Annotated in this window: 14 protein-coding genes; 1 reads left to right on the forward strand and 13 read right to left on the reverse strand. The window is 44.0% G+C overall.

Annotated elements, in window-relative coordinates:
* Window positions 1-23: 23 nt before the first annotated feature.
* From E0D70_RS11155 to dksA, 11 genes are all read right to left on the reverse strand, one after another.
* On the reverse strand, window positions 24-563 hold the full coding sequence (locus tag E0D70_RS11155) for an iron transporter (protein WP_207923247.1): 540 nt from the start codon (window positions 561-563) through the stop codon (window positions 24-26).
* The gene (locus tag E0D70_RS11160; protein WP_133012369.1) at window positions 547-1,386 is read right to left on the reverse strand and encodes an FTR1 family iron permease; all 840 of its coding nucleotides are present in this window, start codon (window positions 1,384-1,386) and stop codon (window positions 547-549) included. The genes E0D70_RS11155 and E0D70_RS11160 overlap by 17 nt, the downstream gene beginning before the upstream one ends.
* Before the next feature lie 15 nt (window positions 1,387-1,401).
* The gene (locus E0D70_RS11165) at window positions 1,402-1,734 is read right to left on the reverse strand and encodes a cupredoxin domain-containing protein (RefSeq protein WP_133012370.1); all 333 of its coding nucleotides are present in this window, start codon (window positions 1,732-1,734) and stop codon (window positions 1,402-1,404) included.
* 345 nt (window positions 1,735-2,079) lie between these two features.
* Complete coding sequence (gene pgi, locus E0D70_RS11170; protein WP_133012371.1) at window positions 2,080-3,726, reverse strand: glucose-6-phosphate isomerase; 1,647 nt, start codon at window positions 3,724-3,726, stop codon at window positions 2,080-2,082.
* Between the two features lie 27 nt (window positions 3,727-3,753).
* Window positions 3,754-4,605 (reverse strand): pantoate--beta-alanine ligase, encoded by an 852-nt coding sequence (gene panC, locus E0D70_RS11175; RefSeq protein ID WP_133012372.1) that lies wholly within the window; start codon window positions 4,603-4,605, stop codon window positions 3,754-3,756.
* Window positions 4,602-5,429, reverse strand: coding sequence for a 3-methyl-2-oxobutanoate hydroxymethyltransferase (gene panB, locus E0D70_RS11180; RefSeq protein ID WP_133012373.1), 828 nt, complete (start codon window positions 5,427-5,429; stop codon window positions 4,602-4,604). The genes panC and panB overlap by 4 nt, the downstream gene beginning before the upstream one ends.
* A gap of 3 nt (window positions 5,430-5,432) precedes the next feature.
* On the reverse strand, window positions 5,433-5,918 hold the full coding sequence (gene folK / locus E0D70_RS11185; protein WP_133012374.1) for a 2-amino-4-hydroxy-6-hydroxymethyldihydropteridine diphosphokinase: 486 nt from the start codon (window positions 5,916-5,918) through the stop codon (window positions 5,433-5,435).
* An 11-nt stretch (window positions 5,919-5,929) separates the two neighbouring features.
* Window positions 5,930-7,360 (reverse strand): polynucleotide adenylyltransferase PcnB, encoded by a 1,431-nt coding sequence (gene pcnB / locus E0D70_RS11190; protein ID WP_133012375.1) that lies wholly within the window; start codon window positions 7,358-7,360, stop codon window positions 5,930-5,932.
* Window positions 7,361-7,898: 538 nt separating this feature from the next.
* Entirely contained in the window at window positions 7,899-9,332 is a 1,434-nt protein-coding gene (locus E0D70_RS11195) for a sigma-54-dependent transcriptional regulator (RefSeq protein WP_133012376.1), read from the reverse strand.
* A gap of 94 nt (window positions 9,333-9,426) precedes the next feature.
* Window positions 9,427-10,305, reverse strand: coding sequence for a tRNA glutamyl-Q(34) synthetase GluQRS (gene gluQRS, locus E0D70_RS11200; protein ID WP_133012377.1), 879 nt, complete (start codon window positions 10,303-10,305; stop codon window positions 9,427-9,429).
* 4 nt (window positions 10,306-10,309) lie between these two features.
* A complete protein-coding gene (gene dksA / locus E0D70_RS11205) occupies window positions 10,310-10,744 on the reverse strand; it encodes an RNA polymerase-binding protein DksA (RefSeq protein ID WP_133012378.1) in 435 nt (144 codons plus the stop codon).
* 155 nt (window positions 10,745-10,899) lie between these two features.
* Between dksA and E0D70_RS11210 the strand changes: the two genes are divergently transcribed.
* Complete coding sequence (locus tag E0D70_RS11210; RefSeq protein WP_338068574.1) at window positions 10,900-12,072, forward strand: aminotransferase class I/II-fold pyridoxal phosphate-dependent enzyme; 1,173 nt, start codon at window positions 10,900-10,902, stop codon at window positions 12,070-12,072.
* A gap of 30 nt (window positions 12,073-12,102) precedes the next feature.
* Here the strand turns inward: E0D70_RS11210 and lptG are convergent, their stop codons facing one another.
* Entirely contained in the window at window positions 12,103-13,164 is a 1,062-nt protein-coding gene (gene lptG / locus E0D70_RS11215; RefSeq protein WP_133012379.1) for an LPS export ABC transporter permease LptG, read from the reverse strand.
* Window positions 13,161-14,249 carry an LPS export ABC transporter permease LptF gene (gene lptF / locus E0D70_RS11220; protein WP_240537069.1) on the reverse strand — a complete coding sequence of 363 codons (1,089 nt, stop codon included), beginning with the start codon at window positions 14,247-14,249 and terminating at the stop codon, window positions 13,161-13,163. The genes lptG and lptF overlap by 4 nt, the downstream gene beginning before the upstream one ends.
* Between the last annotated feature and the right edge of the window lie 114 nt (window positions 14,250-14,363).

Genomic DNA, 14,363 nt, shown 5'->3' on the forward strand with positions numbered 1-14,363 from the left:
ATAGAGCTTTATTTAGGAAGCAGTTAAGACTGTGGGTATTTGAATTTGAAATCGACTTTAAATGGTTTGAACCAAGACGGTACGCCGGTGGCTTTGTCTACGTGGTGCAAGAAGTCTTTTTCGTCTGGTGCTGTGTATTGAAGATGGGCGATGTAGGTGCCTTTGCCTTTTAATTGTACGGAGTGCGCGTAATGAGGGCCATCTGCGGCGGTCATTGGTAGCATTTGGCCATATTCCATAAAGCTTGGGTCACCCACTTTCGTAACCACATAGTCGATACTCATGTATGGAATCCAAGCACCGTTAGGGAATCCCCATTTGTTGTCTTGAGTCGCGTGTACATCGGATTCAAGATGCACCACATCTTTGCCCATTATCATTGAACTTGGCGCCGGACTGGTTTCAATATTCAGCAAATAAGACGAAGCGATCTCCATGCCATCTTTATGGATAGGTCCGCCAACTGGGTATTCACGAGCGCTTGCATATTGGCTCATGAGTGCGGCGCTACACAATACAGCCGTTATAGAAAGTGCTTTTTTCATGTTACGTGTTGAGTGCATGTTGAGTTTCCTGATTGTTGAGGTGGTTCTGTTTAAGTCGCTGAGTGGTTATTGAAATGGCCAATAAAACGACGCACCACGTTAGTATTTGAATCCCCATAGGGGTCGCTGTATAGCCAACAACGGAGTGAGCTAGTACACCAGCCCAACCGTTGCTGGATAATAAAAATGAGCTGTTCCAAACTTGCGAACCGAGTTGAGGTAAAAATCCAATGTTCGCAAGTATGCCGACGGCTTGGCTGGATAAGCCGGCCGCGATTAACGATAAAATGAAGTTGCTGGAAGAAAAGATGTAGCGCAGAGGGATCATGACGATGCCTCGGTACAGGGAGTAGGTGACTAGCACGCCTAAAGCGGTGCCAAGTAAACCACCAAGCAACATGGAATTTTCGGTAAGGCTAGAAGAGAGGAAAAGGCTGTATAAAAAGAGTACAACTTCAGACCCTTCTCGTAATACCGCAATGGCGATAACAATGACGATAGCAAAGCTGCCTTTGTTATCCAGCAACATTACTTGCATTTCCTGTTTGGTTTTTTCCGCTATTTCACGCCCTTTTACCGACATCCAAATATTTTGCCAAGCCAGCATAAGCGTTGCGATTAATAAAATTGAGGCGGTGAATATTTCTTGCCCGTAACCAGATAACGATGACTCTACTAAGCTGGTAAATTTCGCCAGCAGCACAGCACCGAGTAGGCCAAGGATAATGCCGCTAAGTACTTGAATACGAATATTGAGCCCTTTACATGCTGCCGCGACGATGGAAATAATCAGTCCAGCCTCGAGGACTTCTCTGAACACAATGAGTAAAACCGCGATCATAATAAGGTGTTTCCTTTATGGTTTTTTAACGATGACAGTGCCGGCTACGTTCGATGCATAGTCGTTAAAAAAGGTATATTTCCCTGCTTTTAGTGGGCCGGTAAATACAGATATATGCCCATTTGGTACCGCTATTTTTTCGAATTTCATGTCGTAGCTTTCGAGTTCCGCTACTTTTTTGGTTTTATTGCTGAGTTTAATTTGTATGCGAGTATTGGCTGGAATGTGGAGTTGTTTTGGTAAAAAGCCATTAGGTGTTAATTCCAACGGGATAACTAATCGCTCGGCATAAGCCGGAAGGCAAACACCTGAAAAAACGGAAACCAGAAGGAAACAGCGTAGCAACATGAGGTATCTCTCTCTTTATCTTTGGTTGAAGTATCGACTTCAACCAAAGAGTGTTATGAGTATTGATAATTATTATCAATACGTTAATTGGTATTGATTCTCATCCTTATCGGTTGTCTTCGTCAACTAGGTCTTGTGTGTTTTCAATCTTAATCAGCAATGTTTACTGAAATTTAAAAAGGTGTAAGTAATGCGAGAAGAGTAGAAACGAAGAAATAGGCTAATGATGAAATAGAGAATTATTTTTCTATTTATGAGGTGAGGGTGGTGCTGCAGGAAGAGTGCTTAAACGTAAAAAGGCCTTCATGTTGAAGGCCTTTAAAGGAAAGGAACAATGCTTCTAAATTAGCTTTGTGCTTTCTTGAACGCTTTAATCAGTGCTTGGGTAGACGCATCCAGTGCGCTGTTGTCGCTGTCGCTAACAAGGCGGTTGAAGATGTCGGTTCCCAATACTTTACCAAGCTCTACGCCCCACTGATCGAATGAGTTGATACCCCAAATTGTGCCTTGTACAAAAGTACGGTGTTCATAAAGGGCGATCAATGCACCGACGGTTTCTGGTGTCATCTTATTCGTTAGAAGTGTATTGCTTGGACGATTGCCTTTGATCACCTTGTGCGGTGCAATGGTATCGATCTGCTCGGCAGTCGCGCCGGCATCACGAAGCTCTTGCTGCGCTTGCTCAAGGGTTTTACCAACCATTAGCGCTTGAGATTGGCTTAGGCAGTTGGCAAACAATTGTGCGTGATGATCTTTAATCGGATTGTGTGACGCCAATGGCGCAATGAAATCCACTGGTACAAGACGTGTACCCTGATGCAATAACTGGTGATAAGCGTGTTGGCCGTTGGTGCCAGCGCCACCCCAGATAATTGGACCTGTGTCTGTTTCAACGCCATCGCCATTTAAGAGGGTCGATTTACCATTACTCTCCATATCCAGTTGTTGGATATGCGCTGGTAAGGCTCGTAAGTAATGGTCGTAAGGGATCAAGGCATGAGTTTGTGCGTTATGGAAGTTGATATACCATACGCCCAATGCACCCATGATGACGGGTAGATTTTCTTCAAACGGTGCTGTACGAAAATGCTCATCCATTTGATGTGCGCCATCGAGCAAGGCGTAGAAGTTATCCATGCCAACCGCAATCGCAACCGGCAGACCAATCGCAGACCAAAGAGAGTAGCGACCGCCTACCCAGTCCCACATAGGAAAGATGTTTTCTTCTGCCATGCCGAAAGCGACGGCCTTTTCTACGTTCGAACTAACAGCAGCAAAGTGTTGGCTAACGGTGTCTTCTGAACCGCCATTGTTTAGGAACCAGTCGCGCGCGGCGTTGGCGTTCGACAAGGTTTCTAGAGTGCCAAAAGTTTTTGATGAAATCACAAAAACGGTGGTTTCAGGGTTCAGTTGTTTAAGCTTACCCGTGATGTCAGAGCCGTCAATATTGGCAACAAAGTGTACTTTGATATCATCTTTTTTGTAGGGGGTGAGCGCTTCAGCGACAACTTTAGGCCCAAGGTAAGAGCCGCCGATACCGATAGAAACCACGTCTGTAATGGTTTTACCGTTGTAGCCTTTCCATTCGCCGCTGTGCAGCTGGGCAACAAATTTTTCCATTTGTTTTAGCGTTGAGCGAACTTCTGCCAAGACATTGACGCCATCTACCATGAGCGATTCTTGAGCCTGGCTTGCGCGAAGCGCTATGTGCAACACGGAACGATCTTCGGTGTTATTGATATGTGCACCACTAAACATGCCTTTGATGGCGGTTGTTAAGCCGGCTTCTTTAACAAGGTCGATTAGTAAGGATAAGGTTTTTTGATTCGCGCGGTTTTTTGCGTAATCCAGTGTCCAGCCAGCGGCTTGTACTGTGTACTTTTCGGCGCGATTTTTGTCCTGTTCAAACAAGGACTTCATCTCAACAGAGTCGATTTCTTTTTGGTGCTCTGCTAGTGCTTGCCAAGCGCTACGTTGGGTAGGTGAATGCATTACAATCTCCCTTGGTCTTAAAATGAGTTAGGCCAATTCAATACGCAAGTTATCTATTAAACGTGCATGACCTAGGTATGCCGCAGCCAAAATGACTAAGCTCTTCTCTTCTTCTGACGGTGTTTGTAAATTATCTTGTGCGCGGATTTCGAAATAATCACGCTTAAAGCCAGCCGTTTCAAGCTTCTGTTGAGCTTGTTCGCGAATGTCCTCGTGACTCGCACGGTTTTCTAGTAACGCGTCTTTTGCCCATAACAAGGTTTTGTACATTGCAGGAGCGATGCGTCTTTCTTCTTCTGTTAAGTAACCATTACGCGAACTCATGGCTAGGCCATCTTCGTTGCGCGCAATATCGACACCGATGATACGAACGTTAGAGCTTAGGTCACGCACCATGTCTTCAATGACTTTGAGTTGTTGAAAGTCTTTGTTGCCAAATATCGCACAGTCTGGCTGAACAATGTTAAACAATTTTGTCACAACTGTGGAAACACCAACGAAATGTCCGGGGCGAGTAGCACCACACAATATATTGGATAAACCAACTACTTCAATTTGGGTTTGGCTGCGTTTGCCATCTGGGTACATTTCTTTTGCGTCTGGGGCAAACAAGTAATGACAGCCATTTGCTTTGAGGACTTTTTTGTCTTCTTCTAATGTTTTTGGGTAGCGTTCAATGTCTTCATTAGCAGAAAATTGCATTGGGTTTAGAAAAACAGAAGACACGACCACATCGCCTTCTTTTACGGCACGTCGAATTAATGACATGTGCCCATCGTGTAAGTTACCCATGGTTGGAACGAACGCGATGCTTTTATCTTGTAGGCGTTCTTTTTTTAATTCCGCGCGAAGTTCGGCAACAGTGTGAAAGGTTTTCATGATTTAAATCCATGTTCTGACGTAGGGAATTGTTGGTTTTTGACTTCGTAAACGTAGGCTTCGAAAGCTTCTTGAATGCTACGACCATCGGTTAAAAAGTTTTTTACGAAGCGCGGACGTTTACCGATGTTAGCGCCGATCATGTCGTGCATCACTAGGACTTGTCCATCGGTATGTGGGCCTGCGCCTATGCCGATTGTCGGTACTGAAACCGCCTCGGTAAGGGTTTTACCTAGCTCAGTTGGAATGCATTCATAAAGCAATACATCGGCACCGGCTTCAACCAGTGCAAGTGAGTCAGACAGTAACAAGTCTGCCGCTTGTTGGCCTTTACCTTGTACTTTGTAGCCACCTAGCTTATTGACAAACTGAGGGGTTAAACCAAGGTGAGCACACACGGGAATGCCACGATTACTGAGTGCTTTAATGATGTCTTTTAGCCACGCAGCCCCTTCGATTTTCACCATATTAGCGCCAGCCTGCATCAGCTTACCGGCGTTTTCTAGGGCGTGTTCGATGGAGTTGTACGTCATGAAGGACATGTCGGCCAATATGAAGGCGTTAGTGTTGCCGCGTTTGACCGCCGCGGTGTGATAACACATGTCTTCAATGGTAACAGGTAGTGTGCTTTCTTGACCCTGAATAACCATACCGAGAGAGTCGCCAATCAAAATCGTTTCAACGCCTGCTTCGTTCATGACATGAGTAAAAGTCGCATCATAACTGGTTAAGCAGGTGAATTTTTCTTTGTTTTCCTTCATGGCTTTAAGGTCAGACAAAGAGATTGGATGGCTGAGTTTTTTTTCAGAGTTATTTGAATACATAGATCATTCTTCTTCTATAGAAACCAAGTCGCTGGTATCAAGTTGGCGTAAATGCTCTGCCACGGTGTTACCGTTAGTTAGGAGCATTTCTGGTGCCAGATCCATAAGGGGACGGATAACGAACCCTCTTTCTAGCATGTGAGGATGAGGAACAGTGAGGCGAGGCAAGGCAATGGTCTCATTGTTATATAGCAATAAATCAAGATCGAGTGTACGTGGCCCCCAATGGCGTTCTCGAACGCGATGGTGCGCTTGTTCAATACTTTGTAATACGTCGAGTAGTTCGATGGGGCTTAGATGGGTTTGTACGCAAGCAACAGCATTTACGTAGTCCGGCTGATCCTGAGGACCAACCGGTTTACTGGAGTAGAGTGTGGAAATGTGAAAACTGGTCAAATCTGGGTGTGCAGACAATTGCCCAATAGCACTGTGCATTTGAGCTATTGGGTCTTCTAAATTACTACCAAGTCCAATATAAGCAAGGTTCACTCTAGTCCCTTTTACTCTGTAGGTGTTTCTCTTTGAGGGGCATTACTTTTCTTACGACGGCGAGGGCGGCGTTTTTTTACCGCTTCTTTATCGCTAGAGCGTACATCAATATTTTTGATGAGTTCTCTTTGATCATTTTCGTTAGCAAACTGAAAAGATTCCCACCAAGCACCAAGGTCGTCGAGTTTGGTGCCGCTGAGCTCGCGGATTAGTAAGAAATCAAAAGCAGCACGAAAGCGTGGATGATCAAGCAATATAAAGGCGCGTTTGCCATAGCGCTTTGGTAAACGGAACTGCATATCCCAAATTTCGCGCATTGGTGTAGAGAAACGTCTTGGGATAGCGGTAGAAGCAACCTGATTGTCTAGCACCATACTAGCCGCTTGATGAAGTGCTGGCGTCGCAGGCATGCCTTGAGATAAAAATTCTTCATGACGAAGCAAAACACTTGGCCATAACATGACGGCATATAAAAAATATGGCGCCGTCGTTTTACCATTTTGAAGTCGATTATCGGTATTTTCTAAGCCCTGCAATATGAAGGCTTCGGGGTTGATGTCTTCACGTTTCCAGCCACTCACCAATAACGCTTCAGTGTCTGGAAATAAGTATTTGAATAAACCGTATTGACGTAGCAAATGAAAGGTTTTGATGCCATTGCCGCTGCCAAGTAATTTAAGAACTTCTTCGAATAAGCGAGCTGGTGGAATGTGGTCCAATAAATGGGCCATTTCTTTAATAGGGGCGGCGGTTGATTCTTCTATGTCAAAACCAAGCTTGCCAGCAAAGCGGATAGCGCGAAGCATGCGAACAGGGTCTTCCTGATAGCGCTTTCTTGCATCACCGATCATGCGTATTTTTTTGTTCGCTATATCTTCTAGGCCACCACAGTAATCGTGGATACTAAAATCTTTTACGTTGTAATAAAGAGCATTAAAGGTAAAGTCACGGCGTTCAGCGTCTTCTTCGATGCTGCCGTAAACATTATCTCGTAGCACAATACCATGAGCTGATCGTGCTGAGTCCTTGCCCTTTAAGGATTCTTGAGGTTGGCTTGCACCGCTATCGTGAGCAGCGCTGGCTCTAAAAGTAGATACCTCAATAATTTCCCTTCCAAACGTAACATGAACTAAACGAAAGCGGCGTCCGATTAGACGAGAGTTCGAGAATAGATCATTAACTTCTTCAGGAGTAGCGTTAGTAACGACGTCAAAATCTTTTGGCTCTATATCAATCAAATGATCGCGGACACAGCCGCCAACTAAGTAGGCATCATAGCCAGCTTTGTTTAGTCGATAGAGTACTTTGACAGCGTTCGGGCTTAAATTTTGGCGAGATAAGCTATGATCGCTACGCGGGATAATAATAGGGTAAGTCTGAGCCTTAGGTGAGGCAAAGATTGAGGTGGCTTTACGTACCAGAGATTTTAATCCTGTAAACATTAGACGACAAATTTTAAGTTAGCGAAAACTGTATTCTACACGTGTGGCTAAGAAGTTACACGAGTATTAAAGTATTCAAATTGGATGATTGTACTATGATGTGCGTAGGGAGGAAGCGATTATTAAAAACAAAATAATCGCTTTGGATACATGAAGATACTAGTTCCGAAAACAAAGTGGGTGCTGCTTATGCAGTTCTACTCAAGTTTTATTTTTATTATTGCAATGTTTTCATCGCCCTAAGGCTTACATATCTAAAAAAATCAATTATCCAAAGCGATTTTCTATCCATAGCCTCAAATTTTTATTTTTATTTTAAGAGGCTACAGTGTTCCTATATTTTATTTTTATTGTTAAGAACTTACACACGACGACTAACTTATTTTTATTCTTGGTCAATCTTATTATCGTTGTGATCTATATAGAGCATATCCTATGCCAAAAAACATACTCCATTGAATTATAAGGTTTTTACACTTTTTTTGTTCACTTTTCTTACAATATCTTTCTGTGTTTTTGTGTGAATTAGTAACAAGTGTTACTTATCGGTTGTTACTTTTTTGGGTATGCCAAGCTTTTGACGTCTTTCCCATAAGCTTTTTCTTGATATGCCCAAAGATTGTGCAAGTTGCGTCTCTGTCATCTTGTGCTGGTGCGTCAGCACAAAGTGTTTGAAGTAGTCGTCTAGTGTGGTGCCGCTTGATGGCGCCATTTGGTTTGCCGTATTTGAATCTGTAGAGCTGGTGGCATTTTTCTGCCTGTTCGTTGTATTGGGCGCTAATTTTAGATTTGCTGCTTCCACTTTGTTGACGGGGCTTAGTATAACAGCGCGCTCAATGGCGTTTTCCAATTCACGAACATTGCCAGGCCAGTTGTGGGCTCGAATCGCGCGATCAAACTCTTTGTTGTAACTGAGTGCTGCGCGGTTGTGCTTCTTACAAACTTTTTCGAGAAGAAATTTAGCAATGGTAGAAATGTCCTCGTCACGTTCTCGTAACGGCGGGATTAGCAGCTCCATAACATAGAGCCGATAGTATAAATCTTCCCGAAAATAACCTTTGCGTACCATGTCTATTAAGTCTCTGTGTGTTGCGGTCACTAGGCGCACATTAACCGTAGTAGACTGAACCGCCCCAACGCGACGAATTTCTCCTTCCTGCAGTACACGAAGCAGCCTCGCTTGAGCTTCTAATGGCAGTTCGCCTATTTCATCAAGAAACAAGGTGCCATTATCAGCAGCAAAGATAAGACCATCTCGTGCTGAGACAGCGCCGGTAAAAGCCCCTTTTTCATGCCCAAAGAGTTCTGACTCGATCAGATTCTCTGGGATGGCGGCGCAGTTGACGCTGACGAGTGGCTTTTCGTGTCTTTTGCTTAGATTGTGTAGGGCTTTAGCAACTAGCTCTTTACCGGTCCCAGATTCACCCCGAATCAGCACGGTAACATCGGTTCCTGCGACTTTTCTGATATCGCTATACAGTTCTTGCATTGGAGGGCAATTACCAATGATGCCGCTGTCTGTATCGCCAAGCTTGTTCGCTTCTTCTTCCTTTTCGGAGCGAGCAAACAGTAAAGGCGGTTCAAGCTCTGGATTGGGAGCGATATTTTGCGGTTCTTGAGCGGGGGTGTTTTCTAATACATCAATAACGCGTTTGAGAAGATTCTCGGAATCTGTTGGTAGGGGGAGGTAGTATTTTGCCCCCATGGACATTGCGCTAACACCTGTGTTTAGGCTGGGGCGCGCATCTAATACGATGCGTGATGGCATTCCTTGCAATGTTGATAAGTCAGGTTCTAATACCGCTAAAATACTCTGATCGATCAGTAACAGATCGAAGTCGGCGAGTTCATAATATTTGTTTGCTTGCTCAAGGGAGTGGCTCAGATTGACTTGAAAACCGTAGCGAGAAAGCCATCGGTCTGCGTCCTTTAATGGGGAGTCTTCTGGGCAGATTATCATTATGTGATGCATTTCAATGTCACCTCTTGTAACCAATGTAACGATTATACACATTGGCTCGCTGTCCGCCAGAGGGGGATATAGGCATTATTGGAAAGTGTTTGTGCTATATGAAGGGCAGATCTTCTGCTGTGATAGCGATGCTTTTTTGCTTTGCTAGTAGAAGTGGATTCCATTTAGAAATGGCAAGCGCTAGTGCTTCTTTAATATTGCTGCTCTCATTAACCTCTATCTGAAGATAACTTAATGCTCGTTTTAGAGTGTGTAGATCGCCGTTTAATATGGGTTTTGCATGGTTTTGTTTGCTGATTTTTTCATTGTCTTGATTTACGACCAGTGGAATATGGCCTATTTGCGGCGCTTGCCATCCTAATAAAGTATATAGGTGAAGTTGCTGGGCGGTGGTTTCGATTAAATCAGCGCCACGAATAAGGTGAGTGATGCCTTGTAAGTGGTCGTCAACAACCACAGCAAGCTGATAAGAGAAGTAGCCGTCTTTGCGCTTGAGTATAGGATGGTTGTTACTAAGATCATCAAAAAAAGCCATATCGCCTTGTATCAGATCATTGTATTGGTAGTGTTCATTATTGGTTTTTAATCGCCAAGAATGTGGTGACGTGATGTCGCTTGAACAGATGTGAGGATGCAGCCCAGAGAATTCTTTTAATGATTGGCGTGTGCAATTGCATGGGAAGACATTGTGGGATTGTTTTAGGGTTGTTAAATGTGTTTCGTATAGCGTTGAATGTTCACTTTGCAGGCGAATGTCTTCGTCGCTTATCAATTGATAGCTGTTTAATGTGGTGAGTATTTGTTGGGTGAATTCAGGGCGGCAACGAACGGCATCGACATCTTCAATGCGAATAACCCAAGTGCCTTGATGGTATTTCGCATCCAAATAGCTCGCTAGTGCAGAAACGAGCGAGCCTAGATGGAGTGGGCCGGTTGGCGAAGGAGCAAAACGGCCTCGGTAATTCGATAGCATCGAATTAACCGCCGATTTGTTTCTCTTTGATTTCAGCCAATGTTTTACAATCAATACACATAGTGGCTGTTGGGCGGGCTTCTAGTCTGCGAATGCCGATTTCAATGCCACATTCGTCACAGAAGCCGTAATCGTCTTCGTTAATGCGTTCGATGGTTTGAGAGATCTTTTTAACCAGTTTACGCTCACGATCACGTGCACGTAGTTCTAAGCTAAATTCTTCTTCTTGGCTAGCTCGGTCATTAGGATCCGCGTAGTTTACTGCTTCTTCCTTAAGGTTATTAACGGTACGGTCAACCTCTTCCATTAGACCCTGCTTCCAGTTAAGCAGGATGCTTTTGAAATGCGCCAACTGGTTCTCGTTCATGTATTCTTCACCGTCCTTAGCGACGTAAGGTGTGAAGTCCTTCATTAATGATTCCGGGTTCGTGCTTGGCATACGCATTGCCTCATTTCTCAGGTATTCCTTTGCGGTAACCTGTAAACTATAAAAATTAGGTGGTTTATTTTTCGGCCGGAAACTTACCAGATTAATTGGCTTTAAACCACAATTTTTGCGCAAATTTTCATGAAAATGTTGAATTAGGTTGAGAAATGGATATGTCTAAGCAGAAGTTGGCCTCTCGAGTAGAAAAAATAGCACCGTTTCAAGTCATGGCGGTGATGGAGCGTGCGAAGCAGTTACAAGTGGAAGGTTTTGATGTTATTCACCTTGAAGTAGGTGAACCTGATTTTGTTGCTCCGCAAGATATTAATGAAGCGGGAGTGCGCTCAATAGAAGAGGGCAAAACAGGTTATACGCCAGCCACAGGGTTGCCAGAGTTAAAGCGAGCAATTAGTCAGCATTATCTTTCTCGCTATCAAGTGTCGGTTGCTCCTGAGCGAATTATTGTAACGCCGGGTGCTTCGGGCGCTTTATTGTTGATGGCGTCATTGATGGTTAATGAAGGTGATGACGTTTTAATGCCGGATCCATGTTATCCATGCAATCGTCATTTTTTAATCCAAGCTGGCGCGAAAGCCAAATTGATTGATACGTTGCCTGAGCAGGCTTTCGAAATAGACCTCTCAAAATTGGCTTCTTATTGGGGCAAAAACACCTCAGGCCTTTGGTTAGCTTCCCCTTCGAATCCTACTGGTGCGGTGTTGAGTAAAGAGTATCTCACGCAGGCATGGCAACAAACCAATGCCCTAGGTGGACATCTATTAGTTGATGAAATTTATCAAGGTTTGGTCTTTGAGGGAGAAGATTTTACCGCGCTGTCTATTGATGATGATATTTTTGTAATAAACAGCTTCTCTAAATATTTTGCCATGACGGGGTGGCGTCTCGGGTGGATTGTGGTTCCGGAATGGGCGATTGAAGGGGCAACTAAATTAGCGCAAAACCTATTTATTTCTGCTTCAAGTGTGGCGCAATACGCGGCTATTTCGGCGTTTAAACCAGGCGTGCTCGAAGAGTGTGAAGTCCGCCGTCAAACATTAAATCGCCGTCGTTTGGCTCTGCTAGAAGGGCTGGGTCGTATTGGTTTACCTGTTGTTGCGCCAGCACAAGGGGCCTTTTATGTTTATGTCGATGTGTCTAATGTGACCAATGATGCAATGGATTGGTGTTTGCGCTTATTAGAAGAGAAAGGTGTGGCGCTGACGCCAGGTGCGGATTTTGGGGTCAAAGACGCCCATAAATATGTTCGTTTTGCCTATACTTGCGATGAATCTCGATTGAATGAAGCTCTGGCTAGAATTGATGCATTTATTCAATCCTAGCCATTATAAGGCTAAAGTCCGAAAATGGCGTTAGCCCTTTCTTCTCATTAAGAGAATGCCCGATATTATGCAGATAATGATGGGAATACTGACGCCGATAACGGGTGGATAGCCAGTCGCGACGCTCATTCTTCCAAATAAGTTCAGGCCGTTTTGAAAAGCAAGGCCAATCATTACGCCAGAAAAAACACGACCGCCCATTGTCGATGAGCGCAGCGGACCGAACACGCTAGAAAGCGCAACAAGCACGAGCGCGATACAGGCTACAGGGCGTAATGCTTTGCTCCAAAATTCAAGCGCATATTGGGCGCCGTCTTGCTTTTGAGACTCTAAATACAACTGATACGTTCTGAGCTGACTTAGCGATAGGTAATCAGGTTCTTGTGATGCTAAATACAGGTGCTCTGGTTTGATGCTAACAGACCATTTTTGCGTTGCTAAGTTTTTGACTTCAACATGGTCAGGGTAAAAAATGGTCTTTTTTACATCGCTCAATAGCCATTGAGTATCATTGATATGGACGGCTGTTTTCGCATCGGTAATGCTTGTTAAATGTTGTTCTTTAGGGGAGAAAATTTTAATGCCATACAGTTTTCCTGTGCTGTCTGCGGCATTGATATAGACAAAGTTATTATCAGCCTTAAGCCATACACCACCTGTTAAAGCAAAATTCCCTTGTTTTTGATCTTGCAGTTTTTCTACTAGGTTGGCTTTTTGTTCTGCTGCTGGCGCGACAAATTCTGATAACCCCATGCCGATTAGTGCGACCAGTATTATAGGTTGGCAGGCGGAAAATCCGATACGCCAAATAGGCATTCCGGCAGCCCTCATAACCGTTAATTCAGAGGTAGATGCCAATGTGCCCAGTCCCATTAATGTGCCAATTAGCGATGAAATGGGTACGTACTCTGCAAATTTTCCTGGCAGGCGGTACATGAGAACTTGAAAGATTGATTGCACCGTATAGTCATCACTCACTTTTTTGATTTGATCAATAAAAGCAATGGCGGTGTCTAAGCCAAGTAATACAAACATCACGATCAAAAAGGACCAAAGGACGCTGGAGGCCACGTATCTGTCTATTTTATTCATGGCTTAGACTCGCTGTCTAGTTGAGCGGGAAGTCGAGCGCTTTTACGGCTAAAGACCTGATTATATTGGACGAATAATCCCAAAGCGATGATGAGGAATATGCCGTGAATCCACCAAAGTCCTAAATAAGCAGGAATTTTTTCTTTGCCAATGGCGGTTTTCCCCCAAATAAGCAACGCCATGTAGGTAATCATTAATAGGATTGCGGGCAGCATTTTAAAGAATCGGCCTTGCCTTGGGTTTACCTGACTGAGGGATAATCCAATGATGGAAAGGATTGGAATCATTATCACTAAAGCGATTCGCCATTGCAGTTCTGCTTTGTCTTCTGGATCAGTACTCTTTATTAGGTCATATGTACTTCGAGTTGTCGGGTCTGTAATGGATTCTTGAGGCGAACTTTTCATTCGCATCGCATAGGTGTCGAACTCAGTGACTCGGTAAGCTGCGGTGCCAGGAACACCTTCATAACGGACACCATTTTTAAATACCAAATAGTTTTGGCCACCTTTGGAGTCCATTTTTATCTCTTCGGCGTAAGAGGCGAGCATTTGAACTGGAATGGATTTGCCATTTTCACGCACAAAGTCGGAAAGAAAAACATTGTTCATCCAGCCTTCTTTTGGTGTGAAGTTATCTATGTAGGTAGTACGTTGGCCATCCCCTTGAAAGCGTCTAGGGATTAAAAAGGAAAAGCTAGAAAGTTGCCCTTGCTCATTAACAGCTTTAGCTACTTTGTATTCACTCGTTGGCGTCAACCAAAAGTTTAATCCTGCGCTAATAGAGAAAACAATCGCCGCAATGCCAAGTGTGTAGCCGGCTAGTTTGAGTTTGCTGATGCCGCTTGAAAACAAAACAGACATCTCATTTTCAATATAAAGGCGGCCAAAGGTCAGCAACAATGATAGGAAAAATGCAATCGGTAAAATGATCTGAACAAAATAAGGAATATGATAGCCGAGAATGGAGAATAGAAATTCGAACGTCATTTTCCCTTCGGTTGCACGCCCTAAATAGGTTACAAATCGGCTGCTTAAAATAACGAGAAGTAAAATTAGCGTCACCCCAGCGGTTGACACCAACACTTCTTTCGCCAAGTATCTGAATAGTCTCAAAGTCACCTCAATTGGATGCCGCCTAAGTGCGGAGAGTTGATTACAAATCTAAAGCCCCCATTATCTCGTGGTAAGAAGGACATT

It is taken from the genome of Marinomonas flavescens (assembly GCF_004352835.1).
GTDB lineage: Bacteria > Pseudomonadota > Gammaproteobacteria > Pseudomonadales > Marinomonadaceae > Marinomonas > Marinomonas flavescens.